The organism is Lysinibacillus sp. ACHW1.5 (genome assembly GCF_022014815.1).
GTDB lineage: Bacteria > Bacillota > Bacilli > Bacillales_A > Planococcaceae > Lysinibacillus > Lysinibacillus capsici.
This window is the reverse complement of record NZ_CP091777.1, coordinates 1,625,918-1,647,877: the sequence shown is the minus strand read 5'-3', so window position 1 is coordinate 1,647,877 and position 21,960 is coordinate 1,625,918. Positions and strand designations below refer to the sequence as shown.

15 protein-coding genes are annotated in these 21,960 nt (G+C 40.6%); 1 reads left to right on the top strand and 14 read right to left on the bottom strand.

Features of this window, described 5'->3' with window-relative positions:
* Position 1: 1 nt before the first annotated feature.
* From L6W14_RS07780 to L6W14_RS07750, 7 genes are all read right to left on the bottom strand, one after another.
* Entirely contained in the window at positions 2–1,456 is a 1,455-nt protein-coding gene (locus tag L6W14_RS07780) for an aldehyde dehydrogenase family protein (RefSeq protein WP_237900213.1), read from the bottom strand.
* A gap of 10 nt (positions 1,457–1,466) precedes the next feature.
* Positions 1,467–2,213 (bottom strand): SDR family NAD(P)-dependent oxidoreductase, encoded by a 747-nt coding sequence (locus L6W14_RS07775; protein WP_131519783.1) that lies wholly within the window; start codon positions 2,211–2,213, stop codon positions 1,467–1,469.
* Between the two features lies 1 nt (position 2,214).
* Positions 2,215–3,303: a tartrate dehydrogenase gene (locus L6W14_RS07770; RefSeq protein WP_131519782.1), complete on the bottom strand. Its 1,089-nt coding sequence runs from the start codon at positions 3,301–3,303 to the stop codon at positions 2,215–2,217.
* Complete coding sequence (locus L6W14_RS07765; protein ID WP_131519781.1) at positions 3,300–4,532, bottom strand: M20 family metallopeptidase; 1,233 nt, start codon at positions 4,530–4,532, stop codon at positions 3,300–3,302. The genes L6W14_RS07770 and L6W14_RS07765 overlap by 4 nt, the downstream gene beginning before the upstream one ends.
* A gap of 422 nt (positions 4,533–4,954) precedes the next feature.
* On the bottom strand, positions 4,955–6,082 hold the full coding sequence (locus L6W14_RS07760; RefSeq protein ID WP_131519780.1) for a conserved virulence factor C family protein: 1,128 nt from the start codon (positions 6,080–6,082) through the stop codon (positions 4,955–4,957).
* Between the two features lie 12 nt (positions 6,083–6,094).
* A complete protein-coding gene (locus L6W14_RS07755) occupies positions 6,095–7,981 on the bottom strand; it encodes an ABC-F family ATP-binding cassette domain-containing protein (RefSeq protein WP_237900211.1) in 1,887 nt (628 codons plus the stop codon).
* Positions 7,982–8,105: 124 nt separating this feature from the next.
* Entirely contained in the window at positions 8,106–9,569 is a 1,464-nt protein-coding gene (locus L6W14_RS07750; RefSeq protein WP_237900209.1) for a MocR-like pyridoxine biosynthesis transcription factor PdxR, read from the bottom strand.
* Between the two features lie 101 nt (positions 9,570–9,670).
* Here L6W14_RS07750 and L6W14_RS07745 point away from each other — a divergent pair, with 101 nt between their 5' ends.
* On the top strand, positions 9,671–11,077 hold the full coding sequence (locus tag L6W14_RS07745; protein ID WP_131519777.1) for a pyridoxal phosphate-dependent decarboxylase family protein: 1,407 nt from the start codon (positions 9,671–9,673) through the stop codon (positions 11,075–11,077).
* A 192-nt stretch (positions 11,078–11,269) separates the two neighbouring features.
* Here L6W14_RS07745 and L6W14_RS07740 read toward each other — a convergent pair whose 3' ends face one another.
* The 7 genes from L6W14_RS07740 to L6W14_RS07710 form a co-directional block, all read right to left on the bottom strand.
* Complete coding sequence (locus L6W14_RS07740; RefSeq protein ID WP_237900207.1) at positions 11,270–11,884, bottom strand: HD domain-containing protein; 615 nt, start codon at positions 11,882–11,884, stop codon at positions 11,270–11,272.
* 702 nt (positions 11,885–12,586) lie between these two features.
* Positions 12,587–13,630, bottom strand: a complete 1,044-nt coding sequence (locus tag L6W14_RS07735; protein WP_237900205.1) for an S-methyl thiohydantoin desulfurase domain-containing protein — start codon at positions 13,628–13,630, stop codon at positions 12,587–12,589.
* Between the two features lie 16 nt (positions 13,631–13,646).
* Positions 13,647–15,221, bottom strand: a complete 1,575-nt coding sequence (locus L6W14_RS07730) for an OPT/YSL family transporter (protein ID WP_004269402.1) — start codon at positions 15,219–15,221, stop codon at positions 13,647–13,649.
* Between the two features lie 22 nt (positions 15,222–15,243).
* Entirely contained in the window at positions 15,244–15,996 is a 753-nt protein-coding gene (locus L6W14_RS07725; RefSeq protein WP_054550817.1) for an IclR family transcriptional regulator, read from the bottom strand.
* Positions 15,997–16,008: 12 nt separating this feature from the next.
* Positions 16,009–17,688 (bottom strand): hydantoinase B/oxoprolinase family protein, encoded by a 1,680-nt coding sequence (locus tag L6W14_RS07720; protein ID WP_237900203.1) that lies wholly within the window; start codon positions 17,686–17,688, stop codon positions 16,009–16,011.
* A 3-nt stretch (positions 17,689–17,691) separates the two neighbouring features.
* A complete protein-coding gene (locus L6W14_RS07715; protein ID WP_237900201.1) occupies positions 17,692–19,728 on the bottom strand; it encodes a hydantoinase/oxoprolinase family protein in 2,037 nt (678 codons plus the stop codon).
* Between the two features lie 451 nt (positions 19,729–20,179).
* Positions 20,180–21,859 (bottom strand): formate--tetrahydrofolate ligase, encoded by a 1,680-nt coding sequence (locus L6W14_RS07710; RefSeq protein ID WP_131519773.1) that lies wholly within the window; start codon positions 21,857–21,859, stop codon positions 20,180–20,182.
* Positions 21,860–21,960: the final 101 nt, after the last annotated feature.

Here is a 21,960-nt window from a genome sequence, read left to right as displayed (position 1 = left end):
CTCAGTGTTGATTAGGTGGTGCATAGCGTATAGCGATATTTTTCATTTGCGTATAGTTTCGCAGTGCAACAAAGCCCTTCTCTCGACCAATTCCGCTTTTTTTATAGCCTCCAAATGGCATTTGAATGCCTCCAGCAGCCCCATAATTATTGACAAATACTTGTCCCGCCTGCACACGACTTGCCACATAGTGAGCCGTATCGATATTTTGTGACCAAATGCCCGCCACTAGACCATAGTCCGTACTATTGGCTAATGCGATGGCCTCCTCTACAGTGGAAAATGTCAAGACGGTTAACACTGGACCGAAAATTTCCTCCTGAGCTAATGGATCATTTGGATCAACACCATCAAGTATAGTTGGCTGAACATAAAAGCCGTTCTCATAGCCTGCCAATGTCAATGGTTCCCCACCCGTCACAACATAGCCATCTACCTTTGCTTGCTGTAATAATGCAGTGATTTTTGTATATTGTTGTTCATTCAGTAACGGTCCCATCTCCATATCTGCTTCACCTGGTCCTACTTGGATCACTTGGAACCTTTGGGCTAATCGGGAAATGAAGGACTCTTTTATACGTTCCTCAATGAGTAAACGTGCCCCTGCTGAACAAGTTTGACCAGCATTTTGAATAATTGCACGTACGACTCCCTCTAATGCCTGCTCCATATTAGCATCCGCAAAAACAATATTAGGAGATTTACCACCAAGCTCTAATGTCACAGGCACAACATTTTCAGCAGCCGCCTTCATCACCGCAATTCCTGTGGGAACAGAACCTGTAAACGTAATATGATTAATATCGGGATGTGAAGTTAAATAAGGACCAACTTCTCGTCCCAAGCCCGTAATATGCTGGAAAATCCCTTTCGGCAACTTATCGGCGAACCATTCTGCAATGGCATGTGTTGTTAGCGGTGTATCCTCCGCACTTTTCACAATGACTGCATTACCAGTTGCTATAGCGGCTGCTACACTTCTTGCCGTAATTTGAATCGGATAATTCCATGGCACAATATGTACCGTAATGCCCACTGGCTCTAGCACTACTGCATTTAAAAGTCCATCCTCAATCGGAATTGTATCTCCCATCACCTTATCCGCTGCACCACCATAAAATTCAAAATAGCGTGCCGCTGCTTCAATATCTGCTCTTGCCTGTGATAAGGGCTTTCCTACATCCCGACATTCTAGCAAACTCCATTCCTCTGCATGCTTACGAATATAATGAGCAAATTCGATCAATAACTGCCCACGTTCATAGGCTTTCCATTGACGCCAGTCCTCTCGTTCAAAGGCTACACGGGCTGCACGTACTGCCTCTTCTACATGTTCTTTACTCGCGTTGCTAATTTGTGCAATCACTTCACCCGTTGAGGGATTCTTAACATCGAGGTATGTCTTAGCATCACCGTGAACCCACTCACCATCTATCAACATAGGAATTTTTTTCATTGTACCCCTCCTATAATCCACGGCCACCATCTACATGTAATGTCGTCCCTGTGACCATGCTTGCTGCATCTGAGAGTAAATAACTAACAGCTCCTGCAATATCTGCTGGCTTCACCAATCGCCCTAATGGGACAGATTGCACAAAGACACTCTGCTTCGTCTGCTCTACATCAGCACCCTGTGCGGCAAATTGACCAAGCATTTGTGTGTCGGCTGGTCCTGGATGAATCGTATTAACCCGAATTTGACTAGATGCTAATTCAATTGCCAATCCTCTCGTAAAGCTCTCTGCTGCACCCTTTGAGGCAATATAAGCCTGTAAGCCTGGTCTTGGTCGCACTGCTGAAATTGAGGCAATTGTAATAATAGAACCCCTTTGCTGTTTTTTCATAAAAGGGACAACGGCCTTTGTTGTGATAAATAAACTTTTCACATTAACATCCATTAAACGATTCCATTCATCCATAGTGACCTCTTCAATCGGTGTAGCTGACTGGGCAATTCCCAGTGCATTAACAAGGCCATCTATTCTGCCATACTTATCAAAAACCTGCTGACAGATGTCTTGTACACGTTCCTCCTGTAACACATTGACTTCAAAGCATTGAAGGGCATCCTGTGTAATATCTGATAAGGCATCTATGGATAGATCAAGTCCAATAACTCGATTGCCCAGCTTTAATTGCTCGTGAATAATGGCCTTTCCCATACCGCCTCCTGCACCAGTAACCACAACCACCTTTTGCTCAACGGCCATGCTAAACACCTCCTGCTGTTAAAGTTCTATTAATAATTTCCTGACAAATCGCATCGCCCATTTGTGCTGTTGTCGCTTGTCCACCAATATCTGCTGTTTTCACAACGCCTTCTTGCAGCACAGCTGTAATGGCTTTAACAATGAGCTGTTCTAAATCTGGTCTGCCTTGATGGCCAAGCAGTAAGGCAAGCGACCAAATTTGAGCGATTGGATTGGCAATGCCCTTGCCTGCAATATCTGGTGCTGAGCCATGAACAGGCTCAAACATCGATGGAAAATCCTTTTCGGGGTTCAGGTTGGCTGATGGAGATAGACCAAGTCCTCCGACAATAGCAGAGCCTAAATCGGATAAAATATCGCCAAACAAATTGGACGCTACCACCACTTCAAAATTCTGTGGTCGTTCTACGAAATAGGCGACGAGTGCATCGATATAAATGGATTCGAGCTGTAGTGCTGGTGAACTTTGCTTCACCGTTTTACCTGTATGCTCGTCCCAGAATTTCATCGAATGAATAATGGCATTCGATTTTGTCGCACTTGTTATTTTGGTTTTACCATGTTGCTTCGCATAATCACAGGCAGCATGGACAATTTTTTCGATCCCAATTCGCGTCATGATTGTATTTTGAATCGTCATTTCCTGCGGCTGCTGTTGGTACAGTCGACCACCACTGTCCGAATATTCACCCTCTGCATTTTCACGGAAGATCACAAAGTCAATTTCTTTGCCGTTAGCTAAGGGCGACGCTATTCCAGGCAGCGATTTAATAGGACGGAAATTCACATATTGCTGAAAATGCTTTCGAATGGGCATAATTAATTCCCAAACAGTAACATCATCGGGCACACGAGCATCGCCAATAGCCCCAAATAAAATCGCATCATATGTTTGAAGTGTTGCTAGTGCATCATTAGGCATCATACAGCCATGCTGCACGTAGTAATCGGAGCTCCAAGGAAAGATGGTTGTTTCAATTTGTAAGGAGCTATGTTGTTCTTGCAAACAATTTAAAACTTTTAACGCTTCCTGCATAACCTCTTTTCCTATGCCATCTCCTGGTATTACTGCTATTTTGATAGCCGTCATTGTGCATCACCCGCCAAAAATTTTAATGCTGCTAAACGGTAAATGGCTGTTGTTTCTGCCAATTCTTCAATATCCACATACTCATTGATTTGATGAGGGATTTCTCGATCTCCTGCACCAACCGTTACAATCGGAATTCCATGCACATGAAGAAACGTACCATCTGTCGCGCCTGGAACACCGTTATATTTTGGTTCCTTTTCTGTTACCTCTCCCACAGCTTCATAAATAGCCTGTACAACAGGGTCTTCCTTTGCTGTTGCTGTTGCAGGTCGGTTATCAAGAACCGTCAGTTCTACTTTGAAATCAGGATCATCCGCTTGTAATCGTTTAATAATCGCTTCAATCTTACCCAGCAGTTCATCATGGTCCTGCGCAGGCACCGTACGAATATCGAGTGTTGTCATACAGTGATCAGGAATGACATTGATTTGCGCATCTCCCTTCACAGGCGCTCGTAAAATGGTTGGTGTAATAGATGGCCAATTCAGCATTGGATCACGCCCTAATCGTGCTTGCTCCTCTTTTTCCAGCTTTTCAAGCTCTACGATGAAACGTGCCATACGCCAGTTAGGATTGATGCCACTCCACGAAATCGCACCATGCGCCATTTTACCGAAAATATCTACCTGTAAACGAATAGCCCCGCGTTGTGCAATACACACATTATTTTCCTGTGGCTCACAAATAATCGCACCATCCACACCATCGGCCCAGCCATTTTTAATAAAATGCTTAATGCCTAGCATAAGCCCTTCTTCATCACATGGAATACATAAAATAATTTTGCCCGTAAACGCCTCTTGATCTAGTAGCAATGACTGACAAGCTGTAATCATACAAGCAAGATTCCCTTTTGTATCATTCGTTCCCCTGCCATACATACGCCCATCTACAATTTCTGCTCCAAATGGATCATAGGCCCAAGCCTCTCGATTGCCCTCTGTCACCACATCCGTATGTCCTTCGAAAAGTAATGTTTTCCCAGGCTTGCCCGAATCAATAATACCAATGACATTTGGTCGCCCTGGCACAACCTCCTCGATATGCGTCTCGATGCCAATATCTCGTAAATACGCCGCTACAAAAGTTGCCACCTCTTGCTCATTGCCCTTCGGATCGTTCTCACGGTAAACGCTTTCAATGCGCACGAGCTTCTGTGTTAAGGCGATGACCGTCTCACGATCTCGCACATACGATTTTGTTGTCTTTAAACTAGTTACTGTCATGCAAAGGACCCTCCTATTTTTAAAGAATATTCTGAATTTATGTTATTTTAACATTGTCCTTTCTCTATGAAACTAGACAATATGTTAATGATTCAAAGAACGCCTTTAACTTTTTGTTTAGCAATAAATCACTAGAAAAATACATTTTTTTCTGTTTTACACAGTTTTTCGATCAATCTATCGAATGAATGAGAGTATTATTTTTGAATTTTGAGGTAGTTAGAGATTTTTAGTTTGGAAGAGGGCAATTCTTTTTTTGAGCGGAATTACTTTTATTTGGAGCGGGTTCCCACTTCTTTGGAGTGGTTCGCTCACTTCTTGGAGAGGACCTATCACTATTCAGGAGCAACCTCATTCACTTATTAGAGCAAACGCCAACCATTACAAAATAGAAAAAACCAGCATTTGCTGGTTTTTCCTGATTATTGTTGACGGGATTCGGTCATTTGCTTCCAAACCGAGCCTTTTGCTTCTTCGCCTTGTTCGATACGGGCAATGGCCATTTTCACTTGTAGCTTCACTTCGAATTCTTTGTCATCCTCGGCAGCCTTTAATGCTGGTAAGGACTGTTCTGTGCCGACCTCATATAAATACATGGCTGCACGCCAGCGAACCAATTTGTTTTTGTCCTGTAAGGCTTGCAGCATGGCTTCTTCAAATTCTACAAAGCCAAGGTCACTCATGCAGTCACCTGCTGTTCGGCGTACTGCTGCACTTTTATCTTGTAGGGCTTTTTCTAAATAAGGGACAACTGCCACATCCTCAATCATGCCTAAGTACACCGTCGCTAGTCGACGGATAGACATTTGTTCATCCTGTAAGGCTAAATCTAATAGCGGTAGATCGTCTAGCTCAGGATCAGCCATTTGATCGAGCAATTGGAAGCGTTTCTCCCATTCAGGTTGCTTGAATTGCTCTACTGTCACTTTGAGTTTGTCCGTTTTCACAGCGGCTTTTTCACCATCATTATTGATCGCTGTAACAATTTCCGCTAAACGGTCTGCAGAATAAGTAACATCAATCTCCTGTTTGACTGTTTCAGCAATTTCCTCCAGCTCACCGTAGCGAACCCCATAATCAATCCACTTACGTTGGAAAATATAGTTTTCATCTACTGCTGACTCAATAATTTGATTAAAAGCATCCACAAAACGGTCTCCACAGCTCATACGATATTCGCGTTGGTTATCAAAAACTTTTACTTGTAAAGGTACCTGCTTGTAAAACTGTACATGGACATAAACCTCTCCATAAAATTCATTGGCCATAACCGTTTCTTCTTGTGTTTGGACATCTTCCCCTAACACTTGACGAATACTTGCTAGAATGCCTTCCCATGCATATTTGGCATTGCGCTCAACAGCAAAGAAATCGGCTACATGGTAAACGCCCTTTACTCCTTCAATCGCTAAAATAGCAGCTGCCTCACCTGTTGCTTCGTCTTTATTATCCTTTGTAAAATTATAGCTCTTCCCGAATGGTAGCTCTGTATCAACAACAATCTTCATAGAATTGGGACTTGGCGTCGGTTCAATGGTAATAATCTTCATGTCTATCGCTCCTTATCCGTTAACTATTTCATCTAAATACGACCATCTTTCAATTAGATGCTCATACTGTGCATTTAGCTCATCCAACTTAGCTGTTAATTCCTGTAGCTTGGTAAAATCTGAGCCTGCATTGGCGATTCCTTCTTCGGTCTCCATAATAGCAGTTTCTGTTTTCTCTATCTCGTCTGCAATCGTTTCCCATTCTTTTTGCTCTTTAAACGATAGCTTTTTTTTGTCTGATTTTGGCTTTTCTGTTTTTGGCTTTTCTACTTTTGGCGTTTCTACTTTGACAGCAGCTGTCTGCTCACGTTTCTCCAGATACTCACTGTATAAATCCAGTGTTTCCTCTACTTTTCCCTGACCATCTAGTATCCATAGCTTTTTCGCAATACGGTCGAGGAAGAAACGATCATGGGAAATCGTGATAACCACGCCTGGGAAATGCTCGATGAAATCCTCTAGCACACCTAATGTTTCAATATCTAAATCATTCGTTGGCTCGTCCAATAATAAGACGTTTGGTTGCTCCATCAATAAACGTAATAAATGAAGACGCTTGCGCTCACCGCCCGATAATTTTCCAATTGGAGTACCATGAGCATGCAACGGGAATAAAAAGCGCTCCAGCATTTGAGCAGCTGAGTAACGGACACCCTCTGCATCGGTAATATCATTTGAAGCCTCACGTATATATTCAATCATGCGCTCATTTTCATTCATTTTCGGCAATGTTTGCTTGAAATGTGCCAGCTTGACCGTTGACCCAACAAGAATTTCACCTTGATCGGGTGTCAGCTCTCCTGCTAGCATGTTCAACAAAGTTGATTTTCCTACACCGTTCGCGCCGATAATGCCAATTCGATCACCTTGCTGTAGTAGAAATGAGAAGTTTTCAAGGATTTTTTGCTGGCCAAAGGCTTTCGAAATTTTCTCAGCCTCCAGCACTTTACGTCCAAGACGTGTTGTCGCAAGCCCCATATCCAAGGAAACATCTTCTGTTTTGCGTTCTAGGTTTTCTTCTAGCTTTTCAAAGCGTTGAATACGAGCCTTTTGCTTAGTTGAACGCGCCTTCGCACCACGACGTATCCATTTTAATTCTGAACGATAACGATTGCGATCCTTCTGTGCAGAAGCAGCTTGCATCTCCTCACGAATAGCTCTAGCCTCTAAATAATCACCGTAATTCCCTGTATGACGATACAAGGTTTGATTTGCTAACTCGTAAATATGTGTTGATAATTCATCTAAGAAATAACGATCGTGGGTGATGAAAATCACTGCACCCTTTAATCGTAAGACCATCTCTTGAAGCCATTCTGTAGACTGTACATCTAAATGGTTGGTGGGCTCATCTAATAAGTAAAGATCCGCTGGTTCAATTAACACCTTCGCTAATGCAACACGTTTTTGCTGACCGCCTGATAGCGTTAGTACCTCTTTTTCAAAAGTTTCAATCCCAAGCTTTGTTAAGGCCGTCTTTGCAAGGGCATTGACATCCCATGCCTGCTCTTCATCCATGCGCTGTTGCAGACTAAATAACGTCTTTTGTAAACTTTCGGATGTTGGGTTACTTGCTAGAGCAGCAACCGTTTCCTCATATTGACGATTCAGCTGTAAAATGGGCGAATCGCCTGAAAAGACAGCTTGTAAAACTGTTTCACCTGCCTGAAATGTAGGCTCCTGTGGTAAATAAGCGACACGGTATTTATTCGGACGATCTACTATCATCGAATCCGCTTCCATGTCCCCAGCTAAAATGGATAACAGGGTTGATTTTCCCGTTCCATTTATACCGATTAAGCCTGCCCGCTCTCCCTCATAAATGGTAAATTCAATATTTTGAAAAAGCGTTTTATCGCCCACTGTTTTGGTTAAATTTTGTACAATTAAATGACTCATTCCACTATTCCATCTCTTTCATGTTAGGTATTGTTCATGCCCACACGATTTTTATGTAGACGATTATTGATATCCACTATTCATCATAACACCAAACCGCAGGTAAACAAAGAACAACAAACTATCAACGAACTGGTGGCATGTCCTGTAAATAGGATTCCATAAGCTGACAAAGCTTGATGATTCCTTGTGTTAAGTCGTGGGGTTCAGGATAAGAGTAACTAATTCTTAGATGGTGATATTGTGGCTCTCCTGGATAACAAGCTGAGCTTGGTAAAAAGGTAATTTGGGCTTGTTGAGCCTTCCATAACAGCTCATCCGTATTGCCATTACTAGGTAAAGACACCCAAATATTAAGTCCACCTTTTGGCTCGATCCACGTAACGCCCTTTGGTGCATGCTTATTCAACAATGCAATGGTCTGATCCCTTCTTATCTCTAGTGCAATGCGCAGTTTTTCTAAATGGGCATGCATTCGGTCTGAACGTAAAAATGGAATCAGTGCCTTTTGTGTTAATAAGGGGTTACCCGAATCGGCACTGGATTTGGCAGATAAAAGTCGTTGATGAACGGTACCTTTTGAAAGGATAGCGCCGATTCTACAGCTCGGGGCCAACGTCTTACTAAAGCCTTTTAAATAAATAACATGACCCCTTGTATCTAAAGCTTTCAGAGGTGGTGGTGGTGGGTTATCGTCAAAATAGATTTCATTCCATGAATCGTCCTCTACGATAAGAAAGCCATATTGTTGGGCAAGATCCAGTAACTCGCTCCTTCTCACTTCACTTAAAACTGTGCCTGTCGGATTGTGAAAGGTTGGATTTGTATAGATAAGCTTTGGCTGTTTGCTTAGGCAGAGTGTCGCTAGAAGAGCTGTCTGCATTCCTTCCTCGTCTACTGGTATGGGAATAATGTGGGCCCCCCGATTTCTAAAGACATCGATTGCTGCTGTATATGTAGGGGCTTCGGTAATGACAATATCTCCAGGTCCAATAAATGTTTTAGCCACTATATCTATACCTTGTTGCACACCGTTTGTCACAATAATTTCCTCTGGTGTTGTGGCAATATTACTATATGCTTGTACATAGTCTCGAATTGCCTTTCGTGCATCTTCATCCCCCTGTACCGTTCCATAACGAGCGACAATCTGAGGATCTGTCTGTAATATTTCTACAATTTCATTTACCAAATAAACAGAGGGTAATAACCCAGGGTGGATGGTAGCACTTGAGAATTTGATCGCATACTCCATTCTTTTATTTAACATAGATTGTGAACGTTGAATGTAATCAGGAATGGTTAGTTGCCAATTATAATCACTACGGCTCTCATTTGTGCTTCTTTGTTCTTTGTTTCGAACAAACGCCCCCTTGCCATGTATCACTTCAATATAACCATTTCTTTCTAATAAGGCATATGCCTTACTGACCGTGACAGGGCTCACTTGATTTTCTTTTGAAAAGCTCCGAATAGAAGGTAATTGACTCCCTTCCTGTAAAAATTCTGATCTTATTTTTTCTGCAAGGATAGTTGAAATTTGATCAATTAAAGATTGATCGGACTGACGATTCAGCTTTATTTCCATTGGACCTCCAACTGTTATAGTCTTCATTTGACTGTTATATATATCACTATATAGTGTAGAGGCAGAAATAGCTAAGTTAAAAAGAAGGGAAATGATGATACATGATGAACATGAAGCAAGATCAGGAAAAAATAAAAACGCTTTTAATGGAGGTAGTTGACCATGCAGCCAATTTTTTTACTAATCTGGAGCATAGAGCTGTAACGAACCATTCCTCTAGCCTTCCTACTCCGACACTTCCAGAAGTGGGTGAGGGTGCTCAGGCAACACTTCAATATTTTACAAAGCAATTTGCTGAAGGCTTAAATAGTAGTGTAGGCTCAAGGTACTTAGGTTTTGTCACAGGTGGATCTACCCCTGCTTCGATTGTCGGAGATTGGTTAGTAAGTGTTTACGACCAAAATTTATCCCATTCTAAGGGCTCTATTGCAGGTTCAATGGAGCTTGCAACAATTGACATGCTTAAGGAGTTATTGCTATTAAGCGATGATTATCGAGGAACATTTGTCAGTGGAGCTACGATGGCTAATTTTGTAGGACTTGCTCAAGCAAGGGAATGGATTGCACAACACTATGGAAAAAACACTGCGCTGGATGGTCTTTATGGTATCCCTCCAATAAAGATTGTGAGCGGAACGCCCCACTCAAGTATTGTCAAAGCAACTTCTATGCTTGGCATGGGGAGAAATTCCATTCATACTATCCTATGCCTAGAACAGCGAGAAGCCATTGACATCACAAAATTACAGCAGTTTCTTGAAGCAAATCCACATGAACCTTGTATTGTTGTAGCAAATGCTGGAACCGTCAATACGGTTGACTTTGATGATTTACAAGCAATCGGCGAGCTAAAAAGGCGGTACCCTTTCTGGCTTCATATCGATGCGGCTTTTGGTGGCTTTGCAGCCTGTTCACCAAAGTATCGTCACTTTGTCGAGGGCATGAATTATGCAGATTCTATTACAATTGACGCACATAAATGGCTGAACGTCCCTTATGATGCCGCTATGCAATTTACCCGTCATCAATCGTTGCAAGCAACCGTTTTTCAAAATAATGCTGCCTATCTTGGTAGTTCCCTTGAAAATCCAGATTTCTGTGATCTTACACCTGAAAATTCACGTCGTTTTCGTGCGCTACCTGCTTGGTTTTCTTTACAGGCCTATGGTAAATTGGGCTACCAACAATTAATAGAAGAAAATATATTACTCGCACAACAGCTTGGTCAAAAAATAGATGACAGTCCCTACTTTACATTGCTAGCACCTGTTCGACTGAATATCGTGTGCTTCGCCGTCAATCATGAGGCACTGACAGCTGAAATGAACCAACAATTTTTAACAACTTTAAATCAACAAGGCAAAGTATACATGACGCCAACTGTCTACAAAGGTATGCCAGCTATTCGTGCGGCTTTCAGTAATTGGCGTACTTCCCAAGCAGACCTGACAATCATTTGGGAAGCATTAACAACAGCGATATCCTCCTATTTTAATGAATCCATCTAAGCTATTAAATGGTAATGGAGTAGCATGATGAAGGATTCCTCATTTGTTGCGCCTCCAATAATTCACTACAAAACTAAAATGCTACTTGCCATAGGAAATGCACGCTTCATTATTTTTGTACTACGAAGACCATAGCCGAATGAAGCACAAAAACCGCCCTTCAAATTGAAAAGGCGGTTTTTGTGCTATGTGCTATTGACCGATTTCGTGCTGGAGTTGCTTTAAAAAACTTTCCATAAATTGATGACGTTCAAGTGCCATTTGCTTGCCCTTTTCCGTCACCATTAAATCTTTTAGCAGTAATAATTTCTCATAAAAATGAGTAACAGACGCGGTATTGTTTTGACGATATTCTGACTCTGACATATTTGTGCGTGCTTCTTCTTCCTTATCATAAAGCTTGCGACCTTTTGCGCCACCATAAGCAAATGTTCTGGCAATGCCAATAGCACCAATCGCATCTAAACGATCTGCATCTCGGACGATTTTTGCTTCCAATGATGTTGCTTCTAGCTCATTCCCACCATTAAATGACACCTGAGCAATGCAATCTCGAATATGCTGCTTTTTACCCTCACTAACAGATAATTCCGCAATAAGCTGTTCTTCCTTTTCCTTGCTATCGGTATACTTTTTGTCACTGACATCATGTAAAAGTACCGCTATTTTCACAACTTCTTCATCTGCTGTTGGCTCGCTATGTAGGATAGCTAATGCATTTTGATAGACACGTTCAATATGTTGAAAATCATGACTAGCATCAAATTGCTCATATATTTCACGTACTTTATTCATTAAATGATTCATAGTCTACTCATTCCTTTCCTACAAAATTATACTGTATTTTATTACATAAGAGGTAATCTAGAAAAATTAAAAATCAAATCCATTTCAATTGACTAATTTTTCAGAATATTGTATGATAAACGTACAGAACAGCTATTTGTTCTGTACCTCATATTTTTCAGCAATGTACAACAGCTGTGTGTTTAACAGATTTAAAATTAACTTCAGCGGGCTTACAATTGAATAACCTGTTTGAAAGATGACGTGCGTATTGAAAACCTATCATCTAAACAAATAAAAGTGAACACTTTCCCTTAGAAATTCTTTGTTTAACCCGCATAGCCAAATGTACATGCCGAAAATGTGAACAACAAGTTAGTTTGTTGCATGACCAAAAGGATTTCGCCAGTTGTAGCAGAAGTGCATTGTTTTTTCATTACTGGTTGTTACCTTCTTCTAGTCAATACCTTGATTATGTATGAACGTAGCTCCTCCCTTTAATGAAAATCGTACACGATAATTGCTTACAGCTTGTGAATACCACGTTCGATGAGTTGTGCAAATCCAGTAAGAAATTCATTTAAGCCATCAATGTATGAAGTGAAAAAGGAAGTAGGAACGATTGTGATAAAATGTATTACCATCCCGCTGAAGGACAAATAAAAGCTGCCCATCTTACATTCAAGTAGATGATGGCAGCTTTTACTGTTTTATTTTCTTACTTTATAGAACGCCTTTGATCACTTCATCAATTTCCCGCAATAGTGCTTCGTTTTGCATAGTTGTACTTAATTTTAAGTTAGACTGGTCTACATGAATCACTGCGACATGCATCCCCTCTTTAATACTTGCACTTGGCACTGGCGTCATTTTTTCTATATCGAACGTCATGATGAGGTCTGGGAATTTGGATTGTACCTGCCCTTCCTTCGCTAATGTCATGTACTCATTCCAGAACGTCAGATGGTAATCACCCACTGATAATTCCCCTACATCGAAGCCATTTTCCTTTGTTAACGAATAATTTGTGACAGCGCCTGATACGATGTGCACGCCATTCAAATACTGCAACACATGGGCTAGCTTTTCTTCAAAGGTTTGCCCATTTAAGAAGCAATAGCCAAGCTCTATGGCCATGGTAATCGCATTTGGTGCGCCATGTTTTTGTAAATAGTCAATCTTCACAGGATTTCGAGTGACCCCGACTAGCCCGCCTGCTAAAATAGAAGCTTGGCGTGCTGTCTTTGCGGTGCTGTGTAAATTCCCTTCCACAAAGCCTTGGACGGCGAAGTCACCTTTTCCTCCTGCATAAAATTGTACGGATTGATATTCCTGTTGTTCATGGAGATTTAAAGAACCCATGATGCCCGTTGGATGTGCTCGTCCATTACAGGGAGCATCCACAACAGGTACATGTAATAAGACTGACTGCAACCAGCCATTGATCGTCGTGATGGCACCATTTTCATTTGTAATGATGCCCTTTAGACGTTGATTGACATGGTTGTTCATACTGCGATAGCTCCAACAAAGCTGTTCATTTGAAATATATTGATCGGCCGCTGATGGCGCACCTACCATTGCCACACAGGCAACTAAATCTTCTTGGTCTAATTCAGTAATATCCACGATTTGAGGTTCGCCTGCTGCAAAGATTTCCTCCACTAGCTTGAGTCCTTCCTCTAGGAGACCACCGCCGCCTCCGCCAAGGATTGCTCCTCCATAAACGGCTGCAATCCCATCCTCATACGATAATCCTTTCGCCATTCAGCATGACTCCTTTCTATTTCCCTATTTTGATAATAGAAGTGAAGAAGCTATATAAAGCATCTCCAGCAATAACACCTGCTGCAAATACTGTCATTTCAGATTCTCTCTTACCTTTCGTCACATATGTGAAAATAACACGTAGTAAGATACCCACTAGGACAGCCCAACCAGCAATTGGATTGACAAGTAATAGACCTGTTGCAAATAAGATACCCATTTGACGTTTTGAACCACCAATTAGCTGAATTAATGCACCTGGAATCGCCCAAATCATTAATTGTTTCGCTACATCGCCTGTAACGCCTGATTGAATTGTTGCTGCATACACATGGTTAACAGGTGCTACTAAATCCTGTGCAAAATAAGATTTATAGGATAGCAATACTACAACTGCGGAAATTGCAAAAGCTAGCATACCAGCAATCAATTGTTGCTTGCGACCTTCTTTTTCTAATGCAACATCACTACCATTACCACGTAAAATGAAACCTGTTTTTAAGTCATAGCCCATATCCGCAAATGCTACCCCTGTAGCAGCACTATACCCTGCTAGTAATGCAAGTGCTGGAGCGGGGAAACCAATTAAAATACCAACAATCAGTGTAATAAATGCCACTGCAAATGCAGGGAACCAACCCGCATGCATCGCTGCGATACCTACAATTAGCTCATGGACAAATGCAGCAATCGTTGCAAAGATGATGAATCCTATTAACATACCGAAAGACATGTGTGAAATAATACCGCCTAAAATAGCGATTAATAGAGCAATGGCTAAATATGCTATAAACCCAACACCAAATGCTTGTCGAATTTCTTTTGCATCTTTTGAATAGCTTAACTCTTCTGACTTTTTAGCCGACTTTTTATTCAATAAAGCAAAAGCTACTTGGAAAAGTGCTACAATCCCAGCACCAATCATAACGCCATGTGGAATATAGTAAGCATTTAAGTCAACATTAAATAATTGAACAGAATAGCCTCTTAATAAAAGCCCAATCCCAAACATCGTCAGTGCCCAAATATTACCGATGAACGCTACCCCAAAAGCTGACATTGGAATTTTCAAAACAGATCCCACGATACCAATTAACACGCCACCAATTAATACCTTTGCATTCTTACCGCCTTTATCGCCCGCCTTAATGGCTTCAGCTGTTGCAATCCCTGGTGGCCAAGTACCTGCTGCTGGGAAAATCTTTGTATCGAAAAATTTATATAATAATAAAGCATCAACAAACATCGCTAAAATAACACCGATAAACAATGGTAATACTAAATTTTCATAGCCTAATACATATGGAATACCAATTGGCAACATTAAACTACTTGCTGCACTGAACGTTGCTGCCGAAATGGCAGTTTGAATAATATTTTGTCTGTGTACAGATTTAAAGGCAATTAGCTTGCCAATCGGTATTCTTCCAAGAATCATCGCAAATATTGCCCCAACGATTGATGTATTGGCAGAAATCCCTAAAGTCGTAATCAGCTGTATCCCAATAATTGCCCCCACAACAGATGTTAAGACGATCATTAGTAGAGTTACAGGCTCTAAAGCCCTTGGATGTAATACTTTATTATTCATAGTGTCAGCTCCCCTATTGTTGTTATAATTTTGAAATGTGTGATTGTATTTGCTGAGCTACTTTCACTAACTGTTCAAGCATATTTTTCTCCCTTTGATCATCTAAATCATATACTAACCCAGAAATTGTAAGAGATGCAGTGATTTCCTTTTTATAGTTAAATAACGGTACACTAATGCCAAATGCATGTTCATTATACTCCCCGATGGTAACACACCAGTTGTTTTGGCGAATTTGTTGCAGCTCTTCCTTTAATGACGCTAGGAAAGAAACCTGCTCTTCCTTCGATTGTTCCTCATGAAAGAAGGCCATTAATTCCAGTTGCCTGTCCTCGTCTAAATAAGCAAACATGACCTTACAGGAAGCACCGATGTAAAGGGGTGTCTTTGTTCCTAAAGACACCGCATACTTTACATTTTTATTGCTTTCGGCTATTTTCGTTGTGACACCGTATTCATTGTCCATATAAGTAAGAAATACTGATTCATTGATTTCACTGGCAAGATTTTGCATCAATTCATAAATGGTCGAGTGAGGGTCTTTTGAATTCGATAACACATCATAAAAAAGGTACATTTTATAACCTAATTTATATTTTTTCGTGTGTTCATCCTGTATTAAATAACCCGCTTCTGTAAATGTATTAATGGTTCTTTGCACGACACTTGTCGGCAGTTTCATCATGCGTGAAATTTCACGAACACCTAATGCATTTTCTGTCGTTGCAAAGCATTCTAGTATATCCAATGAGTTTTTTAATGTCTTGACAGTCATCTATTTCTCCCTTTAAGCGTTTTGATAACCGTATTGCTCTTTCGCTACATCTACAGAAATATATTCATTTAATAGATCACGTTCAATGGCCTCTGAGCTTCGTTCATGTGGAGGACCATAACCACCACCAGTAGCTGTCACAAGCTCAATACGATCGCCTTTTTGCAATTCATAATTGGCAAGTACGCCCACTGGTCCAATTTTTGTTCCATCCTTTTTATGAATGATTAAATAGTTGTGAGAGCCTTCTCCACCACCATTTAAGCCGAATGGCGCGAATTGATGTCTACCTAAGTTCACAGAAACCCTTTGACCATCATGATTGACTGTATAAACGCGGCGAACACCTAAGCCACCTCTAAATTGACCAGCACCAGCACCGTCACAATTTAAGCTATATTCATCAATTTGAATACCGTATTTTGTTTCTGCAATTTCAACTGGAAGATTATATGTTTCACCATCTCCCATACAATATTGCCCGCTTTGCCCATCCTCGTCATTCGCTGCTCCCCAGCCACCAACAGATGGCTCAACAATTAGGAATGACTCATCATTTTCAGGATTTTTTCCTGTGAGAATAAACGTACAAACAGATTGTAAATGCCCTGCAGATAAGCGTTCTGGTAAATGCGGCGCAAGAGCTTTCCAAATTAGATCAGCTGCCCCAATACGTGCCTCAAAATTCATCGACACAGGATGTGGACGTTTAGCTGAAACAATCGAATTATCATCTGTGATAATCGTTAAGCGTTTAAAGACACCTTCGTTAATTACGTCAATATCACCAAGTAATGCTAGGAACATAACGCGCACACTTGCCATTAAACCAAACTGAGAACAGTTCATTGGCACATTGACTGCAGGATGTGAGCCTCTGAAGTCACAAATAAACGCCTCATCACTAATTGTGACTTTCACTTTTATTGGATAAGGTCCACCCTTTAATGGGTCCCCTTCAATATAGTCCTCCGCATAAAATTCACCTTTAGGTAGGTGTTGAAGCTCATACTCTACTATTTTCTCACCCTTGTCCAATAATTTTTGTATGGACAATTTCACCGATTCCGCTCCAAACTTCTGACAAAGCTCTGCGATTCGTTTTTCACCTGTTTTTAAGGCGGCTACTTGTGCAAACATATCACCAATTGAAAGCTCTGGTAAACGAACATTCGTAGAAATGATTTCATAGACTGCATCGTTCAACTCACCTTGATGATAAAGTTTGACACCTGGTAGCTGTAAACCTTCCTGATAGATTTCATTAGAATTACTTGTAAACGAACCAGGGTCCATGCCACCTACCTCTGTCCAGTGTGCTTTATTCGCAGAGTACGCAATAATTTCACCGTTGTAGAAAATAGGGAGAACTAAGCCCACATCCGATAAATGCGAGCCACCTCCAACATAAGGGTCATTGATAATAATGACATCACCTTCGTGTAGTTTTTTCCCATTATCAAACTTTTCAATTACACGCTGTACCATTGGACTTAACATCCCAATAAAGCTCGTTACACCGTTTCCTTGACTAATTAAGTTACCCTTGGCATCTGTTAAACCACAAGCATAGTCTAATACTTCATAGATAACTGGACTCATAGAAGAGCGTGCTAGAGCTATAAACATCTCATCGCCTATCGCTAGCAATGAATCTTGAATAATTTCTATTGCAAAAACATCTTTTTTCATGTTTTATTTCCCCTCCATCTCTACTATCAAATTGCCGTATTTATCAATTTCAATTGATTGATTATTATTGATTACGACCGTAGATGTTGGATTTTCTACAATTGCAGGTCCTGTAATGACATAGCCAGGTACTAATTTTTGTTGGTCATAGACATTGACCTCTATCCAACCTGTTCCCTTCACATATAAATTGCGTTGTGCCTTGATACATGTAGAATTGTCGATATGAGAGAAGTCTAGCTCTTTAAATTGAACCGCCTCATCTTTCCCGTAGATTGTAAGATGTAAGTTGACTAACTCAATTGGTGTGGCTGGTAATTCAAAAGAAAACTCTTGTTTATGTTTGATGTGGAAGGCTTCAGCTAATGCAAGTAGCCCCTCTTCATCAAGCGTAATAGCTGATGCGTTTAATTTAACAGCATGCTCTTGACCTTTGTAGCGTAAATCATAATTAATTTCAAAATAATAATGATCCTTTGATAATGGTGCATCTGCATAGGCATTGGCAATGACTTGATCAATATTTTCTTGAATAGCCGCAAGATGGTCTTTGTCAAAGTTCATTAAACTTGTTTGAATGTAATCTTGTCGATATTCGGTCATCATCATTCCTAATGCTGAGAAGACGGACGAGCCATAAGGAATAATGACTTTTTTCATACCAAGCTCTTCTGCTAAATTAATCGCATGTAGTGGACCACCACCACCAAATGCCACCATTGTAAAGTCTTCAGGATCGTAGCCTTTACGAATAGAGATCAGCTTCAGTGCATTTAACATATTGGAGTTTGCAATATCTAAAATACCTTGTGCTGCTTCTTCTGCTGACACATTAAATGGTTTCGCAATTGCTTCAACAAGAGCCTCCTCCACTTTGTCAATGGATACTGGGTTATCAAAGTTTGCTAAGGATAATCTTCCTAAATAAACATTGGCATCTGTAATTGTTGGCTGTGTATTCCCTAAGCCGTATGCTACAGGCCCTGGCTTTGCCCCAGCAGAATCTGGTCCAACCTTTAATGAGCCAAACTGATCTACACGTGCGATAGAGCCACCGCCATTTCCTATTTCCACAATATCCACTACAGGTGTTTTAATTGGATAGCCCGCAAATTTTTCATTTCTTTCAATATAGTAATCTGTTGTAACATTGACTTTGCCATCTGTAATAAGCGAACATTTTGCTGTCGTCCCACCAACATCAAAAGCTATGATATTCGATTCATTTAAAAGTTGACCTAATTTAGCTGCCCCAAACATCCCTGCTACAGGTCCAGATTCAACGAGGTTGATTGGTAGCTCCATTGCTTTATCAAAGCTTGTAGTCCCGCCATTCGATTGCATAATTTTTAAATGGTCTGTAATGCCAATTGTGCTTAATTTCTCTTTTAGGCTTTTTAAGTAGGCATGTGCAATTGGCTTTACATAAGAATTAAGGACTGTTGTGTTTGTTCTTTCATACTCACGGTATTCTTTAATCGTTTCACTTGAAAGTGTGATATATACGTCGGGCCAAATTTTTAAAATGGCTTCTTTTAACTGTTGTTCATGAATTGGATTTTTATAGCCGTGTATCAAGGAAATGGCAATCGCCTCAACACCTAATTCCTTAAATTTATATACGATCTCGTCAACTTCCTCGGTATTAAGCGCTTTCATAATATTTCCTTTAAAATCAATTCGCTCATCAATTTCTTGACGTAAATAACGCTCTACAAATGGTTCTGGCTTTTTATATTTAAAGTTATATAAGTCTGGTCGATTTCCACGAGCAATTTCGATAACATCACGGAAACCTTTTGTTGTAATTAACCCAACTACGCCCCCTTTTCTTTCCGTTAATGTATTGATGATAACCGTCGATCCATGAATAAATGATTCAATGAAAGAATCTTCCGTTACATGTCGTCCTAATACATTTAATATGCCATCCTCAAAGTGACCAGGTGTCGTATGTCCCTTATCAAAATGAAGATTTCCATTTTCATCTGTGAAAACTAGGTCAGTAAAAGTACCGCCAATATCTGTTGCGATTTTCAAGACTTCATCCCTCCGTGTTCCTATAATCGGTACAGTGTTCCGAATTAGAATTAAATAAATTATATTTAAAAGAAAAAGAAAATTCAATGTATTTTTTAAATAAAAATTCATTTGACAATTGTCCTTCGTTGTAAAAACCCGCTCTATCTTTCCAATATCAGAGAACTATTGATAAAAAATACCAAATACATTTATATAAGGAAAGTTCTCGTGATTTTTGTGCAACATAAAAAAGATCCTAGTTTTCACTAGAATCTTAAATCATTTAAAAAAATTAATTTTTGCGAATTTTTACTCAAGGGGTAGAGGCAGGAAGCATCCGAAATTTCACTTTTATACCATGTTTGCATTGTAGATAGTCGATGAGTTAGGCCACTTCCAACGAACCAAATTTACCAAAATTATCAATAAAAAAAAGCTGCCGATTTAAGTAGGCAGCTTTTAATATCATTTAGAACAATCCTACCGCATGTCCTTCGTTGTCGACATTCATGCGTAGAGCAGCTGGTGCTTTTGGAAGTCCTGGCATTGTCATAATATCGCCAGTTAGACAAACTAAGAAGCCTGCACCAAGCTTTGGAATAACTTCACGAATTGTGATGGTAAAGCCTTCTGGACGACCAAGTAAACTTGGTTGGTCTGATAAAGAATACTGGGTTTTCGCCATACAAATTGGAAGGGAGTCCCAACCAAATTTTTCGATTTGGGCAATTTGTTTTTTGGCTTGGTCTGTAAATTGTACATCTTTCCCGCCATATACCTTTTGCACAATCGTACGTACCTTTTCTTCAATCGACTCCGTTATATCATATAAAGGAGAGAAGTTGTTTTCTTCCTCTAGCACAGCTAGTACTTGCTCAGCTAAGGCTAGACCACCTTTACCGCCCTCTTCCCAGACATTTGTACGGGCAATGCGAACATGATTTTCTTGACACCAGTTTAGAACGGCTTCTAGCTCAGCCTCTGTGTCCGTAATAAAACGATTTAACGCAATAATTGGTTCAACGCCAAATGTACGAACTGTATCTACATGTTTAGCTAAATTCTCAATCCCTTGTAGAAGTGCTTCCACATTTTCGCCTACAAGCGCTGTTTTCGGTACACCTCCATGCATTTTTAAGGCACGAATTGTCGCTACAATGACAACTGCGCTTGGTTTAAAGCCTCCCTTACGAGCTTTAATGTTCATGAATTTTTCAGCACCTAAATCAGAGCCGAAGCCCGCTTCTGTCACCACAATATCAGCTAGCTTACGAGCGGTTTGTGTCGCCATAATGGAATTACAGCCGTGAGCAATATTCGCAAATGGACCACCATGGATAATAGCAGGTGTTCCCTCTAATGTTTGAACTAGGTTTGGCTTAAAGGCATCTTTTAATAATAGTGTTAAGGCACCCTCTACCTGTAAATCACGCACAAAGACAGGCTCACGCTCGAAAGTATAGCCAATCACGATACTAGCGATTCGCTCACGTAAATCCTCAATGCTTGTTGCTAAACAGAATACTGCCATAATTTCAGAGGCAACCGTAATATCAAAGCCATCCTCACGCGGCATGCCTTGAACAGGACCACCTAATCCCACCACTACCTTACGAAGGGCACGATCATTTAAGTCCATGACACGCTTCCAAATAATGCGTCGTGGATCAATGTTAAGTGTATTACCTTGGTGGATATGATTATCAATAAATGCGGATAAAGCATTGTTAGCTGTTGTAATCGCATGAAGGTCGCCAGTAAAATGTAAATTAATATCCTCCATTGGTATAACTTGTGCGTAACCTCCGCCAGTTGCGCCACCTTTTACGCCCATAACTGGACCTAATGATGGTTCACGTAATGCGACCATCACCTTCTTATCTAATTGATGAAGGGCATCTGCTAGTCCAACAGTCACAGTCGACTTTCCTTCACCAGCTGGGGTTGGACTAATAGCTGATACTAATACTACCTTTGCATCCTCGCCCTGAGCAGTAATTTTTAATGGGTCGATCTTTGCTTTGTAGCGGCCATACTGTTCAAGAGCATCCTCTGGAATACCCGCAGCATTGGCAATTTCCGTAATAGGTTTGATCACTGCTTGACTAGCGATTTCTAAATCTGATAATGGTTGATTTTTCGTTGTCATTTGGCATCCTACTTTCTATGTTGTTCATTTCCATTATAGTCTTAATTGTGAAAAAAAAGAAAGCCAGATATGCAAGCATTTCGTCAATCAATTGACATCTT